Below are 17825 nucleotides of genomic sequence, written 5' to 3' on the forward strand. Positions count from 1 at the left end.
GAGTGGTTCCGCATGACTGATCACGGCACGCCTCCCGAGGACCTCTGGACATCCGTCGACGCCCTGTGGGCCTGGCTGGAGAGGGATCAGCCGGTGGGCGGCCGCGAAGGTCTCCTCCTGCGCATGCTGAAGCTCTCCGAGGAGGTCGGCGAGGTCTCCGAGGCCGTCATCGGCGCCATGGGCCAGAACCCCCGCAAGGGCGTCAGCCACACCTGGGAGGACGTACAGGGCGAGCTGTGCGACGTCGTCATCACGGCGCTGGTGGCGCTGCGCACGCTGACGCCCGACACCAGGGAGATCTTCCACCGCCATCTGACCCGGGTGACGGAGCGCTCACTCGGCCCCGGAGCAGCCTGACCCCTCACCCGATCGGCCTACGCCCCCGGGCACCCCGCACCGCACCCCTCGGACGATGAACCGGACGACGGCAGCGGTCGGAGGAGCCCCGTGAACGACACCCCCGCCCCCTTCACAGAACAGGACTACGCGGCCCGGATGACCCGGGCGGTCAGGGCAGCAGCCGAAGTGGGCCTGGCCGGGCTGCTCGTCACCCCCGGCCCCGACATGATGTGGCTGTGCGGTCACCGCCCCACCGCGGTGACGCAGCGCCTCACCCTCCTCGTCCTGATCCCCGGCTCCGAACCCCGTCTGCTGGTCCCGGCCCTGGAACGCCCCGACGCGGAGGCCGCCCCCGGCGCGGGCGCCCTGCGCATCTCCGACTGGAGCGACGGCCAGGACCCGTACGCCGCCGCCACCGGCCTCCTCCTCCCCAACGGCCGCTACGGCGTCTGCGACACGACCTGGGCCCTGCACCTCCTCGGCCTCCAGGAGGCCCTGCCGTTGACGACCTACCGCCCGCTGACCGTCGTACTCCCGCTGCTGCGCGCGGTGAAGGACGAGCACGAGGTGGCCCGTCTCGCGGCGGCGGGAGCGGCGGCGGACGCGGCGTACGAGGAGCTCCTGTCCGTCCGTTTCACCGGCCGCCGCGAAACCGACGTGGCCGCCGACCTGGCCCACCTCCTGCGCGAACACGGCCACAGCCAGGTCGACTTCACGATGGTCGCCTCCGGCCCGAACAGCGCGAACGCGCTCCACGAGCCCGGCGCCCGGATCATCGAGCACGGCGACACGGTCGTCGTCGCCTTCGCCGGCCTCAAGGACGGCTACGGCTCCGCACTCGCCCGCACGGTCCACGTCGGCGAGCCCACGGAGGACGAACACACGGCCCACGACCTCGTCCGTACGGCCCAGCAGGCGGCGTTCGAGGCCGTCGCCCCCGGCGTGCCCTGCCAGGACATCGCCCGCAGGGCACGCCGGGTGATCGAGGACGCGGACCACGGCTCGTACGTCGCCCACCGCACCGGTCACGGCACAGGCATCACGACCGACGAACCGCCGTACGTCGTCGAGGGCAACGAGACCCTGCTCGCCCCCGGCATGTGCTTCTCGATCGGCCCCGGGGTGTACCTGCCGGGCCGCTTCGGCGTACAAATCGAGGACGTCGTGACGTGCACGGCGGACGGGGGGCGCCGGCTGAACCCGACGGACCGTGGGATGGCGATCGTGGAGTGAGCGCCGTCCCTCCGCGCATTCATACGGCTACCGCCACAGCCACGGCGGCGGACGGTTGTCGGGGCACGGCCCCGGTGAAAACCTTCGAGGCGAACGGCTTCGACCTGTACAACATGTCCGGCAACGTCCGGGAGTGGCGCACGGACCGGTGTACGACGTCCCGCAGAGGCCTTTTCAACAAGCGTCCAGGTCGTCGGGGGCGATGTCATACGTCTGGGTGCCCACGGCCGACAGAGCCAGCGCGGCCAGAGCCGCACCCTGCCGCGCGCAGCGCTCCGCGGCCAGGCCCTCGGCCAGGGACGCCAGATAACCTGCCCGGAAGGCGGCTCCCACGCCGGTGGGGTCCACCACCCGGGTCGCCGTCACGCCAGGGACACACACGGTCGGCCGACCTGCCCGGTCGATACGGCAGCCCTGCCCGCCGAGGGTGGTCACCCAGGTACCGGTCCGGCGCAGCACCTCTGTCTCGGTCCAGCCGGTCCTGCCGAGCAGGAGCCCGCGTTCGTATTCATCGGTGAACAAGCAGTCGGCGCCGTCGACGAGTTCGCCGATGTCGGCGCCGCCGAGTCGGGCCAACTGCTGGGAGGGGCCGACGGCGAAGGGGATACTCAGGTCTCGGCAGGCCCGTGTGTGCCGGAGCATCGCCGACGGGTCGTCGGCGCCGACGAGTACCAGGTCGGCCCCACCGCAGCGACGGACAACCTCCGCGAGGTCGATGTCGCAGGCCTCGGCCATCGCTCCGGGGTGGAAGGAGGCGAGCCGGTTACCGTGCGGGTCGGTGGTGCACAGGAATCGGGCGGTGGGACGGGTGGCGGAGAGGCGCACGCCGGAGATGTCGACTCCGCGGCCCGCGAGCCGGGCCCCGTGGTCGCGAAAGTCCACGCCCGCCGCTCCCACGAGCAGCGCCCGGTGCCCGAGGCCGGCCAGCCCGTAGGCGATGTTGGCGGCCACGCCACCGTCCCGGATCTCCAGTTCGTCCACCAGAAAGGACAGCGAGACGTGGTCCAGGTGGCCGACCAGCAGCTGGTCGGCGATGCGCCCGGGAAACGTCATCACGTGGTCTGTGGCGATGGAACCGGTGACGGCGATGCGCACGTCAGAGTCCCGCGGCCTTGCGCGACGCGTCCACGCGGTCCGTCCTCTCCCAGCTGAACCGGGGCAGTTCACGGCCGAAGCGACCGTTCGGGTTGACAAGGAGACGGTGGTCGTCCGTGTCCGGCTTGACGCCCTCGTCCAGGAGCGCCCTGAGCTCCGGCTCCCACACAGACTCCGAGGTGAACGGACGACGGGACACAACGCTCCCCAAGGTCGTAGTGGGCTGGTCGGTTCCGGGGAAGGGACAGGGGCCGACGGGGCGTCCGGTCAGCGGCAGTCCGGCCGGCTGCCGCCCCGGCGGACGGAAACCTCGGCCTCGGTGGAGGCTACGTAGGTGCCCTGTGCGTCGTAGATCTTCGAGATCCCCGAGCTGTCGAACGTCTCCGCCCGCTGTACGGCCTGTTGATCGATGTCGACGGAGCCCGTGACGGCCCCGTTCGCATCGAGCAGCCACTCCTTCACCACGTACGAGAAGGAGTCCGTCCCCGTGGCCCGCCAACTCCCCGCGCCCTGAGCCCTGCCGCCGTCCGGCACGTCGGTCACCGCGAGGCACACCGAGCCGTCGGCATGGAGGGCCAGCACCAGGTCGTCCGTCCCGGCGCCGTGCCGGACCGTGCCCTCCCACACGCCGACCGGCGAGGAGCGCACCGTCGCGTGCGCGGCGCCCGCCGGTACGGTCACACCTGCCACCGTCGCCAGCCCAAGAGCGGCAAGGGCCGACGCACGGAACGCCCCACTGGTTACACGGCTCACCACTGCTCGTTCCTCTCAATCGCCGTCCGGGGCGCCGACGGTAGCGGCGCGTCCTACAGAACCGGTCGAGACGGAACCGGTCGGGCGTACGAGCCGGTGGCGAGCCCTGGTCCAGTCGCATTCCAGTTCCCGGGCCCACAGTTCCGGAAGCGGCCGGGAGGGACCCGGCACCTGGAGTGGCGGTGACACGACATGGTGAGTGCGGTATACCCGTCGATCTGGTCCGACCCGCTGGCCGGGGCCACCCTGGACGAGCTTGTCGTGGGCATCATCGAGCACGCTCGCCGGACGCTCCCCGTGGAGGGCCGGAATCATCCGGTGACCACTTCCGCCCGTACTATCCTGACGCCGCCGCTGATCGACGGTGATCGGCCTCGGGGAACCCGGGACCAGCCCGTCATCCAGCCGGATGGGCAAAGGGGGAACAGTGATACGTGTTCTGATCGCCGAGGACGAACACTTGATACGGGGAGCGCTCATCTCCCTGCTGAGCTCTGAGGAAGGCATCCAGGTCGTCGCGGACACCGGTGAGGGCAGGACGGTGCTGCGGCTCGCGCGTGAACACCGCCCGGACGTGGCCGTGTTGGACATCAATCTGCCCGACATGAACGGACTTGAGGTGGCAGGGCAGTTACAGGAGAGGTTCCCGCAGTGCCGCGTCCTGCTCCTCACCAGCCTCGACAGCCCGGGCACGGTGCGCCGGGCCCTGGACCAAGGGGTCACCGGCTATCTGCTGAAGGACGCGTCACCCGGGGCCCTGGCGTCGGCGATCCGCAAGGTGGCGGCGGCGCAGCGCGTCATCGCGCAGGAACTGATGCTCTCCGCGTGGCAGGCCCGGAGCAACCCGCTCACCTCGCGGGAGACGGAGGTCCTCACCCGGGCCTCGGAGGGACTGGACATCGCGGACATCGCCGAGGCGACCCGGCTGTCGCACGGAACCGTCCGCAACTACCTGAGCCGGTGTGTCATGAAACTCGGCGCACGAAGTCGGCTGGATGCGGTCCGGATTGCTCGCGAAGCGGGGTGGCTGCTGGGCTCCCGCACTCCGGCGTCGCACCTCTCGGACAACTCACGGTGAGGGTGTACCACCCGTCACGAGAGATCGACGCGGTGCACGAACCGCCCGTGGCGGCGGCACGGGCGGCGAGGTTTCCCAGCCCGAGGCCACTGGCCGAGCCGATGCGTCGAGTGGGCTTCCGGGCGCCATCGTTCCGGACCAGGAGTTCGGCCCGGTCTCCGACACAGCGGAGGGTGATGTGGCAGCAGGTCGCCTTGCTGTGCCGCAGCAGATTGGCCACGGCCTCGCGCATCGTCACCGCGAACAGGATCCCCGCCTCGCCCTCGACGACATCCGCGTCGCCCACCACGGAGACCTCGATGCCGATGCCGCTCAGTACGAGACGGGCGTTGTCGAGTTCCTCAACGAGGCTCAGATCCCAGCAATCGTGCGCCAACGACCGCACATCGCGCAGCACTTCACGGGTCAGTCCCATCATGTACCGCAGTTCGGAACGCGCGCGGTCGTTCTGCACACCGACGTACCGGTCGACCATCTCTCCCCTGAGGGTGACGGTGGTCAGGCGTGAGGCCAACAGGTCGTGCAGGTCGCGCGCGATGCGCACCCTCTCGTCCTGCGCCGCTCCGCGGACGATGCCCGACTCCAGGCGGCTGATCCGGCCCAGCCTCCAACTCAGCCCGATCAGGGCGGCGTCACCGAGCCCGATGACCACGGTGACGGCGGTGACGCAAGCGGTCTCGCTGTACGACAGTCCGCTGTGCCAGCCCAGCGCCCAGGCGCCCGCCACGTTCGCGACGAAGAGGACGTCACCCACCCATCCGCGCAGGACCACGAGCGCGCAGGCCGCAGCGAACCCGGGCATACCGGGCCACTGCACGCTGAAGAAGAGCGGTGGCACATAGATCAGCGCCTCCTGGAGGCCGATGGTCCAGATGGCCCGCCGAAAGCCCAGTCGCTGGCCGAAGGGCGAGCTGTGGAACATCTGCAGGGCGACGATCCACGGCAGGAACACGAACCACGCGATGACGTCCGGTCTCGACTCGACGTCCATCATGACGAACAGGCCGATCAGTCCGATCCCGCACTGGACCGTGGCCATGCCGAGTACCCAGTACAGCCATCCGGTCGTTTCGCGAAGTCCCCTGTACACCCGTCCAGCCCCCCGTAAAGCCCGGTTGGTGTCACGCAGACGATTCAGCCTAGGGGGGTTCCGTTTACAGATCAACGGCAGCAATCCAGGCCGGTCGTGCGGGATGGCGTGAACTGATCCCCTGTTCGCATGCCGCACGAATCCGGGCGGGGATGTGCTCGTGCGGCCGTCGATGAACTCTTGAGCGGGAGTCGAGGGCGCGCTGTGAGCATCTGCCGGGCAGCCGTGCCCGGCCAGCACCTGTCGATCCTGAGGAGTACCGGCGATGAACGACCTGACAGTTGAGACAACATCGGGACCGGTACGCGGGTTCCTGGACCGCGACGTGCCCAACTGGCGCGGTGTGCCGTACGGACGGGTCGAGCGGCGGTTTCGCCCGGCCGTCCCGGCAGAGCCCAACTCCCGCGTGGAGGCCACTCGTTGGGGCCCGATCAGTTGGCAAGTACCCATCTATTCCGGTATGTCGTGGCAGGTCGTGCACGAGGACGCGGTCGAGCAGGAGGACTGTCTCAACCTGAACATCTGGTCGCCGGCCGCCGATGGCGGATCCCGGCCGGTCCTGGTCTGGCTGCACCCCGGTGCCCACGTGTACGGCAGCGGCAGCTCGCCCTCCATGGACGCCTGGGTCTACGCCGCCCGGCACGACGCGGTCATCGTCACCGCGAACTACCGTCTCGGTCCCTGGGGTTGGCTGTACCTCGGGGGCCTCGATCCGGACTTCGTCGACAGTGCCAACCTGCCCGTCCTCGACCAGATCCTGTTGCTGCGCTGGATCCGCGACAACATTGCCCGGTTCGGCGGCGATCCGGGCAACGTCTGCATCTTCGGCGTGTCCTCGGGCGGCTCCGACGTGGGCACGCTGCTGGGCGCGCCGCAGGCCCACGGCCTGTTCCACAAGGCGGCCCTCTACAGCGGGAACGCCGAGTCCTTGGTGCCCAGGGACGAAGTGACGCGCCGGGCGGAACGGTTCCTGGCCGCGGCGGGAGCCTTGGCGGGCACTCCGTCCGCGCTCGCCGCCATGCCCAACGTGGGCGTCCGGCACGTCCACCGCAAGCTCCTCAAGAGCGACGGACGCGTGCACTACGAGCCGTTCGTCGACGGCACGGTCGTGCCGAGGCCGCCGCTGGAGTCCGTCGCCGACGGACGGCTGGCCGAGGTGCCGGTGCTGCTCTCGGTCACCGCGGACGAGGCACGGGCGTACGACATCTTCTCGCCGGACACGGTCGACACGATGTACGCGCAGCACTCCGGTCCGGACGTCGGCGACAACCACGACAAGAAGGTGGAGTTCCTCACCGAGAAGCTGTACTACGAGCCGGCGGAGCGTCTGCTCGCCGCCGCGCACACGGCCGGCGGCCGCGGCTGGTGGCAGATGTACGACTACAGCCCCACCGTCTCGCCGATAGCCCAGAACCCGCTGTTCGCCGGGAAGGCGGTGCACGGAGTCGACCAGCCGACGCTGTTCATCGATCCGCAGGGCTCGGAGGGCACCGAGGTCGATCGCGCGGTGGGTGCCCAGCAGCAGGCCGCGCTGATGGGACTGGCCGCGGACGGGCGGCCGGGCTGGGCGCCCTGGAGTCCGGCGCAGCCGACACCGCACCGGATTCGGCCGTGACAAGGCCGGCCGGCCCAGGGGGGTGAGCCCCCTGCCCCGGCCGGCCCGCGGATCAGTAGATGCCCTCGATCACCCGTTCGCCGCCGAACGTGTCGACCGGCTTCGGGCCGGCCACCGAGTCACCGATCTGACCTGGCCGGCCTTCGACCCGGACGGCGCTGTCCCGCTCGAGGTTGTTGGGCAGGAACATGCCCTTGCTGATGTGGTTCATCACGACCTGCCCTCGCTCGCCGTACGCCACGGGCCGCAGAGTCTCCGGGTCGATCACCCGGAAGGTCACCACGGGGCTGCGCGGGTCGTAGGTGATGTCGGTGTCCGCGTCGGCCCCCTCGCGTTCTCGGGCGCCTTCCAGAATCAGGGCGCTGTTGTACCTGCTGACCATCCGGACGTTCGGGAAGTGCTCGTAGGCGAGTTGGAACCGCTCGTCCACCGTCATGTGGGCACCGCCCCAGAACACCACCTCGATCTTGGCGTTGATCAGCTCGACGAGCCGCGGGCGGCCCGCGCATGCGCGCAGCAGTGGCGGGGTGGTCACGAGCATGCCGACGTGCTGGCTCTCCAGCACATGCTCGATCTGGTCCAGCACATGCTCGACGTACGCCTTGACCTCGTCGTCCTTGCCCTGGCTGATCAGCTTCTTGACCCACCGCGGGTCGATGTCGACGGCGAACTTGACCGTGTTCTGCCGCGCGACGACCCAGTCGTACTGGGAGCCGATCTTGTGCGGGCCGGTCGGTGCGGCCACCAGGATGTTGGCCGGTTCGCGTCCTGCGAAGACCGGACCGGCGAGCATCCGGTCCAGCGCGGCCTCGACCCAGTCCGGCATCAGGATGACGCGCTTCGGCGCGCCGGTGGTGCCACCGGTCTCGAAGACCTTCGGCATCGGGGGGTTCGGCCCGTAGCCGCGGGGGATCAGGTCCTCCACGGCTACGTGCCGCAGTTCGTCGACAACGTTGGGAAACAGCGCCAGGTCCTCGTAGCCGTGCACGTCCCGTAGCGGGTCGAAGTCGAGCTTCTCGGCTCGGCGCAACCAGAAGGGCGAACCGGTCTCGGCGCCGAAGTGCCAGTCCAGGGCGGCCCTGAGGTAGGCGTCCGGGTCGGTCGGATGGGCGGCGGGTTCCAGGATCGCCCATTTCGGGTCCGCGCTGGGGCCGGTCACGGCATACCTCCACAGTGATGCGTTCTGAGCAGTTTCATGGTCGGTCGAACGTCGGGGGTCGTGGTCAGCCGACGAATCTCCTGGCCGATCGCGGCCGTGTCGGCGGGGTCGTATCCGGTCCCGGTGTTGAGGGAGAACTTCAGGTCCAGCTCGGCGTCGGTCAGGGGCCGGCCCGGCCCGCCCCTGTTGCTGAGACAGGAGACTCGTTCCGTGCGGCCGTCCGCGAGGTGCACCGTCACCCTGGACGGCAGTTGGTCGGGGAAGATTCTCGTGCATTCGGCATCGGCGTGGCAGCGGACTTTGGCGGCCAGTTCGAGTACGTCGGCGCGGCGGACCGCGGTGTCGTCGAAGTCCTGGACATGGACGCCGAGTCCGCCGCCGCCGGCCAGCGCGGCGGCGAAGGCGTAGGGGCCGGAGAACGCCGCCGCGTACCCGGTGGCGGGAGCGGCCTTGGCGGCGGCCGGTTCGGCGATGGTCCGCAACACCGGTTCCGCGACGCCCAGTTCGACGGCGCGCACACCGGCGGGCCGCACGCCACGGCGCCGCAGTTCGAGTGCGGCGTCGATGACGGTGTGGGTGAAGTGGTTGCACGGGTAGGGCTTGACGTGCAGCTGGTCTGCGTGCCAGCGGTCGCCCAGCCCGTCGGTGACCCGCTGCGGCCAGGCGCGCTCGCCGCAGAAGGCCCGGAAGAACCCGAACCGTCCTTCGAGCACGGTGGGCGGCCCGGTGAGTCCGGCGACCGCCAGCTGGGCCGCGGTCACCCCGCAGTGCGCCGCCCATCCGGTCTGGATCCGCTTGACCGTGCCGCCGGTCCTGTTGGCCTCGATCAGCCCGCTGGACATGCTGGCCGCGATGCTCCCGGCGGCGGCGATCGTGGCGGCGTCGCCGGACAGCACCATCGCCGCGGCCACGGCGGAGCCAACGGCGCCGCAGATGCTGGTCGCGTGCTGACCGCGGTCGAAGAAGACCGAGTTGCGGCGCTCCTCGTCATACCCCGCCATGCCCAGCCGGATGCACACCTCGGTGCCCACCGCGACGGCGTCCAGCAGGCGCGGGCCGTCGGTGCCGGCGGCCTCGGCGACGGCCAGCGCGGCGGGTACGACCGAGGAGCTCGGATGCAGCACCGACGGCAGGTGTGTGTCGTCGAAGTCCATGCAGTGCGCGAGGGTGCCGTTGACGAAGGCGGCCGAGGCGCCGGGCATGCGTTCGGGGTGCCCGATCACGGTGGACTCGGGCAGCGCTCCCCACTGGCCGGTCACGGCGAGCACGGTGTGCCGGATCGGCTGTGTCGAGCCGAGGACCATGACGCCCACGGTGTCGAGCACGGCGCGTGTCGTGGCCTCCCGCCGCCGCGCCGGCAGACCGTGCCGCGCCGCCTCCGCGGCGAAGTCGGCCACGTCGTCCACGAGCCCGCGCACGGCGCCGCTCATCGGGCACCGCTCACGAGAGCGAGCGGGCGCAGCGGCGAGCCCGTCGCGCCGACGATGTTCAGCGGCGCCAGCACGAATGCGAATTCGGCGAGTCCGCGAGCGGCAAGTCCCCCGAGTCGGAGGTGCTCGATGATGTGGATGCCGTGCTCGACGAGCAGGATCCGGTGCACCGGCAGCGTGGCGTGCCCGCGGCCGGGATGCACCTGCTCGAACGCCGAGGTGTCCGCGCCGGCCGCGACGATCTCGTGGCGGGCCAGCCACTGCGCGCCGTCCGGGGTCACGCCGGGCACGCCCGAGTCGAGGCCGAGATAGCCGGGCGGATCGGACCAGAGCGTGCTCCAGCCGGTGTTGACCAGGCAGACCCCGCCCGGACGCGGCCGTACCTTCGCCCGGTCCGCTGCCTCGGCCAGGTCCTCGGCCGTGATGCCGTAGCCGCCCGGAAGGCGCTGCACACCGTGCAGCGCCGCGACGTCCAGCAGCACGCCATGACACAGCCGGGGCCGGACGGCGTCGATGCCGTGGACCGCGAACGCGCCGCCGGTCTGGGCCTCGGCGCCGTCCAGGCCACCGTGCAGCAGGCCGTCCTGGGAGACATGCGCGAGCGCGTCGATGTGGGTGCCGACGTGACCGCCGGTCACGATCACCTCGTTCGCCGCGGAGCCGCCGTCCGCACGCACCATGTCCCCGTGGCGGCGCGAGAGGACCATGCGAAAACCGGGGTGGTTCGGCGAGCAGGGCATTCCGTTGGCCAGCGGCTGGGCGAGGTCGATCGCTTCCACGCCCGCGGCCAGCGCCGCCAGCAGCGGGTCGGCGGTGCGGTCGTCAACTCCTGACTGCTGCAGCGTAGTTGCCGCTTCTGTCCGGCCTGTCACATCCGAAGTGCGTGTCACGTCGCGTTCCCCACCAGGTCCAGGGCCTTGGCCAGCCGAAGGGTCTGTTGTGCGTTGGCGACCGCGGGCGGTCCCACCATCTTTCCCTTGTTGTTGATCACGATCGTCCGGTTCTGTTCCTCGGCGAGCGCGGCTGCCGCGCAGATCTCCATCGCCTCCTCGATCTCGTGCGGTTGAGGGGTGTACACCCCGTGGATGATCGGCACTTGCGACGGGTGGATGGCCATACGCCCGATGAAGCCGAGCCGCTTCCCGTGGATGCTCGTGGCGAGAAGTCCCTCGGGGTTGCGCGGATCGGGGAACACGCTCTGAAGCGGGTTGGGCAGGCCCGCCGCGCGGGACGCGATGATCACCCGGCTGCGGGCCGCGTCCATGGTGGGACCGTCCATGTCGGCGTACAGATCGGCCCGCAGATCCGACTCGCCCAGTCCGAGCATGCCGACGGAGGGCGAGGCAGTGGCGAGCTGGTAGGCGTTCTCCAGCCCGCAGGCCGTCTCGATGAGCACATGGATGACGGCCGCGCTGCCCGCCTCCCCCAGCATCTCGGCCACCTGCCGGATCTCCTCGGGCCACTCGGTCTTCGCCAGCCGCACACCGGTGAGACCGACGCCTGTGACAGCCGCCACGTCCTGCTCGCACAGCGTCGAGCGCATGGAGTTCAGGCGGACGAACGTCGGTTTGGGGGTCTGCCCGGAGGTGATGGCGGCGGCCGTCTCCCGGGCCAGCGGCTTGTGCGTGACCGGTACGGCGTCCTCCAGGTCGATGATCACGGCGTCCGCCTCGGACTCGTAGGCCCGGGTGATCCGGTCCGGATGGTGGCCCGGCACATACAGGCAGCTCCGGTAGACGGGGTGTTCCGCCCTGGGATCGTTCATGCGCCCGCCTCCTCCTTCCGCTCCTTCCGCGAGCGGGGCAGCAACTCTTCGGTGTGTTCACCGAGGCGCGGGCCGGCCCACCGGATGCTTCCGGGGGTCCGCGACAGCCGGAAGGGCACGGTCGGCATGGTCACCGTGCCCAGGTCGGCGTCGGGCACCCGGGCCAGCAGCGATCGCGCCCGGAACTGCGGGTCCTCGGCGATGTCGTCGACCTCGTAGACGGGTGCCACCGCAGCCTCGACCCGTTCGAACTCGGCGAGTACGGTGTCGCGGTCGTGCGCCGAGATCCAGCTCCCGACCGCCTCGTCGATGACATCCCGATGCCGGGCGCGGCCGGCCCCCTGGGCGAACCACGCCTCGTCGCACAGCTCGGGCCGGCCGACGAGCCGCATGACACGCTCGGCCACCGACAGCGCCGGCGCCGACAGTGCCACCCACCGCCCGTCCCGGCACCGGTAGACACCACGTGGGGCGTTGTTGTTGGAGCGGTTGCCCAACCGGGCGGGTTTGACGCCGAGTTGGTCGTACTCGGTGAGCTGGGCGCCCAGGGAGCTGATCAGCGTCTCGGTAATGGCGACGTCCGCGGTCTGGCCGTGGCCGAGCCGGTCGGCGGCGCGCAACGCAATCAGTGTCGCGCACGCGGCGTGCAGGCCGGCGACGGCGTCGCCCAGCGGAAAGGGCGGCAGCAGGGGAGGTCCGTCCGGTTCGCCGGACATGGCCGCGCAGCCGCTCATCGCCTCGGCGAGCGTGCCGAATCCAGGCCTGCGCCGGTACGGTCCGTCCTGGCCGAACGCCGTGACCCGGGTGAGGACCAGCCGCGGGTTGACCTCGGTCAGCACGTCCGGGCCAAGGCCCCACCGCTCCAGGGTGCCCGGCCGGAAGTTCTCGATGACGACGTCGGCGTCTGCCGCCAGCTCCAGGAACCGTGCCGCGTCCTCGGTGTCGGCGAGGTCGAGCACCACGCTCTTCTTGTTGCGGTTGAAGACCTTCCACCACAGCGGGACACCGTCCTTCGAGCTGCCGAACCTGCGCAACGGATCTCCCGACGGGTGCTCGACCTTGATCACCTCGGCGCCGTAGTCGGCCAGCAGTCTGGCGGCGAACGGTCCGGCAAGCAGAGTGGACACGTCGATGACTCTGATGTCGGCCAACGGAAGTCTCGTACCGGTCACAGGGCACCCTCTCGTCCTGGCGAAGGACATCGTCCAGTGGGCCGATCCTCGCGACGGCGGCTATGGGGATGCTCGAGGATGTATCGAGCGGGCCATGAACCATCACGGCCGCCGGTCCGACGGACCGTCGAAGTGACGGCTGTCACAACTCCGGGACGGTTAGGGCGCTTTGCCCGTTATCTTCCTGTGCGAGTGCCTGCGATTCCGGTGTATAAGGAACCAGTCCTGTCCCGAGGCGCACCAGGAATCGGCGATGCCACCCCGGCCCGCCGGAACCGCACACACCGGCCACGGGCCGCCCGGCGTCCGTCCCGACCACACCGAACACCGTCACAGTCATGCCGTCTTGCTGTGGATACATGGGGGTATGAACTCAGATGTCACTCGATGGCGACCTGGTCGTCGGCGAGCTGAGGATCGGCGGGAGGTACCGCGACTTCGCGCTCCGGCTGCCGCGTGTCCTGCCGGCTGAACGGCTGATGCCGCTGGTCCTGGTGCTGCACGGCCACCAGTGGAACGTCACTGGACACATCATGCGCGAGTGGACGACCTTCGACCGGCAGGCCGACACCTGGGGCTTCGCGGTCGCCTACCCGGACGGTCTCGGCGGCGGCTGGGCGGACGGCCGCGGCGTGACCGGCGCCGACCTCGCCGAGGTCGACGACGTCACCTTCCTCCGCACGATCATCGACTGGTCCGCCGCGCGCTACGGCACACCGGCCGACCGGGCCGTCGTGACAGGCATCTCCAACGGCGCGTTCATGGCGCACCGGCTGGCACTGGAGGCGAGCGACCAGGTGGCCGTCGTGGCGGCCGTGGCCGGTGGACTTCCCGCGGCCCTGCTCGACACGGAGCCGACCCACGCGGTCTCGGCACTGCTCATCCACGGCACCGCCGACATGGTCGCGCCGATCGGCCCGGGATATTCCCGGCGCCGCGGCCGCCGGGGCGAACGGCTCGGGCGGACGCTTTCCCTGCACGAGACGGCCGAGCACTGGCGTGCCACCAACCGATGCCCGCCCGGCGCCGACACCACCCGCACCACGGAGTTCTCAAGCCGGGTCACCACCGACGGCGGGGTCGGAGGCACCAGGGTCGTCGCCTGGACGGTGTTCGGCGGCGGCCACAACTGGCCGGGCGCCGACGTCGGCGACGACTGGGACGAACCGACCACGCAGGAGTTCGACGGCGCCGAGGAGATCTGCCGCTTCGCCGCGCCCCTGCTCGCGCCCGCCGCCACGAGACAGCTGTGACGCACCCGATGACCACACCGACCCGACAACAGCACGTCAAGGAGTAACTGATGGCAGTGATGGGCAAGTTGCTGAAGAACAAGCGGGCCGGGGACGAGGGCCTGGCCTGGAACGCGCCGAACCTGGGCGGCGAGGACACGCTGGAGCTCAGCAGTCCCGACTTCGTGCACGAGGCGCCGATCCCGACCCTCCACGCCGGCAAGCGTCTGGGCGGCCAGGACCTCTCACCGGCCCTGACCTGGGAGCCGGCGCCCACCGGGACGGTCCAGTTGCTGCTGGTGATCGAAGATCCCGACGCGCCGATGGCGCTGCCGTACAACCACGGAATCGCCCTGCTCGACCCCTCGTTGACCTCTCTCCCCCAGGGCGGCCTCCACGCCGACACCCCCGCGGACGGGGTGCGGCTGCTGAGCTCGGGTTCACGTCGCGGCTACCTGGGGCCCGCCCCGATCAAGGGCCACGGCCCGCACCGCTACGTCTTCCAGCTGTTCGCCCTGGGCACGCCGCTGACCGTCGGCCGGAGCGACACCGTGCCGGACTCCGCCAAACCGCGGGCCGTGCTGGCAGCCGCGGGCGACGTGCTGGCACGCGGCCGTCTCGACGGCTTCTACGAGCGGGTCTGACCTGTGACCGGTAGGGCCTGACGACGGCGTCGGGTGACGGTGCCCGACGCCCCGTCCGGGTCGCGCGTGTCCCACCGTGATCGACCAGAAGAGAGTACGCATCATGGCTGACCGCCCCACCATGCAGAAGCCCGAGTCACCACCTGCGGCACTGACCCATCGGCAGATCCTGTACATCGTGTCCGGGCTGCTCATGGGCATCTTCCTGATCGCGATGGAACAGACGGTCGTCGCGACCTCGATCCGGGTCATTGCCGACGACTTCGGTGGCTACTCGCAGCAGGCCTGGGTCACCACCGCCTACCTGGTCACCTCGACCATCGTCACACCGCTGTACGGCAAGCTGTCCGACCTCTTCGGGCGCAAGCCGGCCTATCTGTTCGCGGTCTCCGTCTTCATGCTCGGCTCGACCGCCTGCGCGTGTGCGACGTCGATGTACGAGCTCGCGGTCTTCCGAGCCGTACAGGGCATCGGTGCCGGCGGCCTGAGCGTGCTGGCGTTCACGATCCTCGGCGAGATCGTCGCACCCCGGGAACGCGCCCGCTACCAGGGCTACTTCCTGGCCGTCTTCACCGGCTCCAGTGTCATCGGTCCGCTCATCGGCGGCGTCTTGGCGAACTCCCACACCATCGCCGGCATCACCGGCTGGCGCTGGGCCTTCCTGATCAATGTTCCGCTCGGGCTCGTGGCCCTGTTCGTCGTGTACCGGGTCCTGAACATCCAGCACGCACGGCGCGAGGGCGTGCGGATCGACTGGATCGGCAGTGCGGCCCTCACCGTGGCGCTGACCCCGCTGCTCGTCGTCGCCCAGTTCGGCCAGGAGTGGGGCTGGCGGTCGGGCCGGTCCGTCGTCTGCATCGTGGTGTTCGGCGTGGGCACCCTGCTGTTCCTGTGGATCGAGAAACGGATGGACCAGAACGCGCTGCTGCCGCTGCGGGTCTTCCGGAACACCCAGTTCTCCCAGGGCGCGGTGCTCGCCTTCGTCCTCGGTGCCCTGGTCCTGGTCCCCTTCAGCCTGGTACCGCAGTACTTCCAGGTGGTGCTCGGAGCCGGGCCGACCCGGGCGGGCGCACTGCTCCTGCCGATGATCGCCGGCACCATCGCCGGGGCACTGACATCGGGGCAGATCATTTCCCGCACCGGTACGTACCGGGTGCACTCGGTCGCCTCCGCGATCCTCACAGTGGTCAGCATGTTCCTCCTGTACGCCCTGTCGGGGACGGAGAACCTGGCGGCCCTGCTGCCGGTGACCTTCGCGTTCGGCCTCGGCATCGGCTGTTTCAGCCAGCCCATCACCCTGGTGATGCAGAACATCCTGCCCGCCCGGGACCTGGGCATCTCCACGGCGACGGCCACGTTCTTCCGGCAGATCGGCGGCACCACCGGTGTCGCGGTCCTGCTCTCCGTCTGGTTCGCGCTCACCCCGTCGGCCCTCACACACCACGTGAACTCGGCGCTACGGGACACCGCCTATCAGCAGGAGGTCGCCCGGGCGGCACAGGGCACCCACGACCACACCACTCAGCAGCTGGTCACGGCGCTGGACTCCGGGAACACCGGCGCCGCACAGGACGTCGTGCACGACACCTCCGCGCTCCAGACGCTGCCCCGTGCCGTCTCCTACCCGCTCAGGCAGGCGTTCGCCGACTCGATGGGCACGGTCTTCCTGGTGACGGCCGCCCTCGCCGTCGTGGGCCTCCTGATCCTGGTCTTCTGGAAGCCGGTGGCCCTGCGGGCCAAGGCCGGCACCCAAGAGGCCGCGAGGGAACGGACAGCGGCCAAGGGCCAGGGCTGATCCCTCCTCGACACCCCCCGAACGACTCCGGGGCCGCTCCATGCGAGCCGGCCCCGGAGTCGTTCTGTCCGCCGTACGGCACCTGACGCGGTGGAGGTGAGAAATGCACATGGCGGCGATGTGCAATTCCCACGCCATTGGTGTCCGCTGTCCTGGATCCGCCGGTGCGCAGGTGGAACGCTCCGAAGTACCCCACACCATGGACCGGATCGGAGCGTTCTCGTGAAAATAGGGGTCCTGGGACCGCTGTCCGTAGACCACAACCACTCGTCCATCGTCCCCACCGCCGGCAAACCGCGTCAGGTCCTCACCATGCTCGCGCTGCGGGCAGGCCACACCGTACCCGTGAGCACCCTCATGGAGGAAGTCTGGGGGGACGCGGTGCCACGCAGCGCCGCCACCACGCTCCAGACGTACATTCTGCAGTTGCGCCGCCAGATCGCCGGGACCCTGGCCCCCGGCTCCGCCCTCACTCCGAAGGACGTCCTCGCCACCTCGTTCGGCGGCTACCGCCTGACGCCGACCGTGGAGAGCCACGACTCGGCCGAGTTCCGGCAGTTGACGCTGCGCGGAGGCGCAGCACTGGAGACCGGTGACCCCTGTACGGCGGCCGACCTGCTCAGGAAGGCGCTGAACCTGTGGCGCGGACCGGCACTGGGCGACGTACCACGCGGGGTGGTGCTGGAGCTCGAGGCCATCAGCATGGAGGAGTCCCGCATGCAGGTACTGGAGCAGCGCATCGAGGCCGATCTGCGGCTGGGCCGGTACTCGTCGCTCATCGCCGAGCTACGCGTCCTGACCGCCCGGCATCCTCTGAACGAGAACCTGCGTGCCCAGCTGATGACCGCCTTCTACTGCTCCGGCAACACCTGGCGGGCGATGGAGGAGTTCCGCCGCCTGCGCGAGTGTGTGCGCATGGAGCTCGGTGTGGAGCCGAGTCACCGGCTCCAGCGCATGCACCAGGCGGTCCTGAGCGGTGAGTCCCTGCCCGGGACTCTGCGGGCGCAGCTGCCCTTCGTTGTGGACTGACCGGTGCCGGGCGGCACGAGCCGGTGTCCCGCGGCCCGCACCGGGGCCCCGGGACACCGGCTCGCGTCACCGCGGTGCTGTTCGGTCCAGGACCGTGGTGTACAGGTTCGGGTCACTGGTGGCGAGCACCCTCAGGGCCTTGGCGTGCGGCGGGAACTCCGGGTGGGCCAGGGCCTCTTCGAAGCGCTCCCGGCTCTCCCACTCGGCGACGTTGACGTACCGCCCCGGCTGGTCGGCATGGCGGAGCATGCGATGCCCGAGGAAGCCGGGACGAGCGGAGAAGAACACCGAGGTGGCGTCAAACGCCCGCTCGAACTCCTCGACGGAACCGTGCACTTCGAAACGGTTGACGAACGTGATCATCGATGCGGCCTCTCCACGTCGGTATCGGGGCGG

General features: G+C 70.2%; 18 protein-coding genes and 1 pseudogene. 9 read left to right on the forward strand and 10 right to left on the reverse strand.

Annotated features, from left to right (window positions below; genetic code table 11):
* Positions 1-12 precede the first annotated feature (12 nt).
* The 3 genes and pseudogenes from OHT57_RS14575 to OHT57_RS47445 form a co-directional block, all read left to right on the forward strand.
* Positions 13-357: a MazG-like family protein gene (locus tag OHT57_RS14575; protein ID WP_328746815.1), complete on the forward strand. Its 345-nt coding sequence runs from the start codon at positions 13-15 to the stop codon at positions 355-357.
* Between the two features lie 138 nt (positions 358-495).
* A complete protein-coding gene (locus OHT57_RS14580) occupies positions 496-1572 on the forward strand; it encodes an aminopeptidase P family protein (RefSeq protein WP_443053611.1) in 1077 nt (358 codons plus the stop codon).
* Positions 1569-1667, forward strand: a pseudogene (locus tag OHT57_RS47445) (hypothetical protein); the annotation flags it as partial. The gene OHT57_RS14580 and the pseudogene OHT57_RS47445, both read left to right, overlap by 4 nt.
* Before the next feature lie 79 nt (positions 1668-1746).
* Here OHT57_RS47445 and OHT57_RS14585 read toward each other — a convergent pair.
* The 3 genes from OHT57_RS14585 to OHT57_RS14595 all read right to left on the reverse strand — a co-directional run bounded on the left by OHT57_RS14585 (position 1747) and on the right by OHT57_RS14595 (position 3348).
* Positions 1747-2667, reverse strand: a complete 921-nt coding sequence (locus tag OHT57_RS14585; RefSeq protein WP_328746817.1) for a carbohydrate kinase family protein — start codon at positions 2665-2667, stop codon at positions 1747-1749.
* Between the two features lies 1 nt (position 2668).
* Positions 2669-2866 carry a hypothetical protein gene (locus OHT57_RS14590; protein ID WP_328753535.1) on the reverse strand — a complete coding sequence of 66 codons (198 nt, stop codon included), beginning with the start codon at positions 2864-2866 and terminating at the stop codon, positions 2669-2671.
* A gap of 68 nt (positions 2867-2934) precedes the next feature.
* Positions 2935-3348, reverse strand: a complete 414-nt coding sequence (locus OHT57_RS14595; RefSeq protein ID WP_328746818.1) for a hypothetical protein — start codon at positions 3346-3348, stop codon at positions 2935-2937.
* Between the two features lie 499 nt (positions 3349-3847).
* Between OHT57_RS14595 and OHT57_RS14600 the strand changes: the two genes are divergently transcribed.
* Positions 3848-4498, forward strand: a complete 651-nt coding sequence (locus OHT57_RS14600) for a response regulator transcription factor (RefSeq protein WP_328746819.1) — start codon at positions 3848-3850, stop codon at positions 4496-4498.
* Here the strand turns inward: OHT57_RS14600 and OHT57_RS14605 are convergent.
* Positions 4386-5537 carry a sensor histidine kinase gene (locus OHT57_RS14605; RefSeq protein WP_328746820.1) on the reverse strand — a complete coding sequence of 384 codons (1152 nt, stop codon included), beginning with the start codon at positions 5535-5537 and terminating at the stop codon, positions 4386-4388. The two genes, OHT57_RS14600 and OHT57_RS14605, sit on opposite strands and share 113 nt — an antisense overlap.
* Positions 5538-5853: 316 nt before the next feature.
* On the opposite strand from OHT57_RS14605, the gene OHT57_RS14610 reads away from it, so the two are divergent.
* Positions 5854-7203, forward strand: coding sequence for a carboxylesterase family protein (locus tag OHT57_RS14610; RefSeq protein ID WP_328746821.1), 1350 nt, complete (start codon positions 5854-5856; stop codon positions 7201-7203).
* Positions 7204-7255: 52 nt separating this feature from the next.
* Here the strand turns inward: OHT57_RS14610 and OHT57_RS14615 are convergent, their stop codons facing one another.
* From OHT57_RS14615 to OHT57_RS14635, 5 genes are read right to left on the reverse strand one after another with little or no spacing between them, the layout of a single operon-like run.
* On the reverse strand, positions 7256-8362 hold the full coding sequence (locus tag OHT57_RS14615; protein WP_328746823.1) for a phenazine antibiotic biosynthesis protein: 1107 nt from the start codon (positions 8360-8362) through the stop codon (positions 7256-7258).
* Complete coding sequence (locus OHT57_RS14620; protein ID WP_328746824.1) at positions 8359-9780, reverse strand: MmgE/PrpD family protein; 1422 nt, start codon at positions 9778-9780, stop codon at positions 8359-8361. Before OHT57_RS14620 ends, OHT57_RS14615 begins: the two co-directional genes overlap by 4 nt.
* An 8-nt stretch (positions 9781-9788) precedes the next feature.
* Positions 9789-10682 (reverse strand): cyclase family protein, encoded by an 894-nt coding sequence (locus OHT57_RS14625; RefSeq protein WP_328746825.1) that lies wholly within the window; start codon positions 10680-10682, stop codon positions 9789-9791.
* Positions 10679-11557 (reverse strand): HpcH/HpaI aldolase/citrate lyase family protein, encoded by an 879-nt coding sequence (locus OHT57_RS14630; RefSeq protein ID WP_328746826.1) that lies wholly within the window; start codon positions 11555-11557, stop codon positions 10679-10681. Before OHT57_RS14630 ends, OHT57_RS14625 begins: the two co-directional genes overlap by 4 nt.
* Positions 11554-12759 (reverse strand): CaiB/BaiF CoA transferase family protein, encoded by a 1206-nt coding sequence (locus OHT57_RS14635; protein WP_328746827.1) that lies wholly within the window; start codon positions 12757-12759, stop codon positions 11554-11556. The genes OHT57_RS14630 and OHT57_RS14635 overlap by 4 nt, the downstream gene beginning before the upstream one ends.
* Before the next feature lie 347 nt (positions 12760-13106).
* On the opposite strand from OHT57_RS14635, the gene OHT57_RS14640 reads away from it, so the two are divergent.
* The 4 genes from OHT57_RS14640 (at position 13107) to OHT57_RS14655 (ending at position 17429) form a co-directional block, all read left to right on the forward strand.
* Positions 13107-13982, forward strand: a complete 876-nt coding sequence (locus tag OHT57_RS14640) for an alpha/beta hydrolase family esterase (protein WP_328746828.1) — start codon at positions 13107-13109, stop codon at positions 13980-13982.
* A 50-nt stretch (positions 13983-14032) separates the two neighbouring features.
* Positions 14033-14605, forward strand: a complete 573-nt coding sequence (locus tag OHT57_RS14645) for a YbhB/YbcL family Raf kinase inhibitor-like protein (RefSeq protein WP_328746829.1) — start codon at positions 14033-14035, stop codon at positions 14603-14605.
* A 103-nt stretch (positions 14606-14708) separates the two neighbouring features.
* The gene (locus OHT57_RS14650; RefSeq protein ID WP_328746830.1) at positions 14709-16400 is read left to right on the forward strand and encodes an MDR family MFS transporter; all 1692 of its coding nucleotides are present in this window, start codon (positions 14709-14711) and stop codon (positions 16398-16400) included.
* 222 nt (positions 16401-16622) lie between these two features.
* Positions 16623-17429, forward strand: a complete 807-nt coding sequence (locus OHT57_RS14655) for an AfsR/SARP family transcriptional regulator (RefSeq protein WP_328746831.1) — start codon at positions 16623-16625, stop codon at positions 17427-17429.
* A gap of 66 nt (positions 17430-17495) precedes the next feature.
* Here OHT57_RS14655 and OHT57_RS14660 read toward each other — a convergent pair whose 3' ends face one another.
* Positions 17496-17792: an antibiotic biosynthesis monooxygenase family protein gene (locus OHT57_RS14660; protein ID WP_328746832.1), complete on the reverse strand. Its 297-nt coding sequence runs from the start codon at positions 17790-17792 to the stop codon at positions 17496-17498.
* Positions 17793-17825 lie beyond the last annotated feature (33 nt).

Origin of the sequence: Streptomyces sp. NBC_00285, assembly GCF_036174265.1 — a bacterium.
GTDB lineage: Bacteria > Actinomycetota > Actinomycetes > Streptomycetales > Streptomycetaceae > Streptomyces.

Excerpts from the sequence above, each read along its gene's own strand:
- OHT57_RS14575 (WP_328746815.1), top strand. The coding sequence starts at position 13 with ATGACTGATCACGGCACGCCTCCCGAGGACCTCTGGACATCCGTCGAC.
- OHT57_RS14580 (WP_443053611.1), top strand. The coding sequence starts at position 496 with ATGACCCGGGCGGTCAGGGCAGCAGCCGAAGTGGGCCTGGCCGGGCTG.
- OHT57_RS14605 (WP_328746820.1), bottom strand. The coding sequence starts at position 5,537 with ATGGCCACGGTCCAGTGCGGGATCGGACTGATCGGCCTGTTCGTCATG.
- OHT57_RS14610 (WP_328746821.1), top strand. The coding sequence starts at position 5,854 with ATGAACGACCTGACAGTTGAGACAACATCGGGACCGGTACGCGGGTTC.
- OHT57_RS14630 (WP_328746826.1), bottom strand. The coding sequence starts at position 11,557 with ATGAACGATCCCAGGGCGGAACACCCCGTCTACCGGAGCTGCCTGTAT.
- OHT57_RS14635 (WP_328746827.1), bottom strand. The coding sequence starts at position 12,759 with ATGTCCTTCGCCAGGACGAGAGGGTGCCCTGTGACCGGTACGAGACTT.
- OHT57_RS14640 (WP_328746828.1), top strand. The coding sequence starts at position 13,107 with ATGTCACTCGATGGCGACCTGGTCGTCGGCGAGCTGAGGATCGGCGGG.
- OHT57_RS14645 (WP_328746829.1), top strand. The coding sequence starts at position 14,033 with ATGGCAGTGATGGGCAAGTTGCTGAAGAACAAGCGGGCCGGGGACGAG.
- OHT57_RS14650 (WP_328746830.1), top strand. The coding sequence starts at position 14,709 with ATGGCTGACCGCCCCACCATGCAGAAGCCCGAGTCACCACCTGCGGCA.
- OHT57_RS14660 (WP_328746832.1), bottom strand. The coding sequence starts at position 17,792 with ATGATCACGTTCGTCAACCGTTTCGAAGTGCACGGTTCCGTCGAGGAG.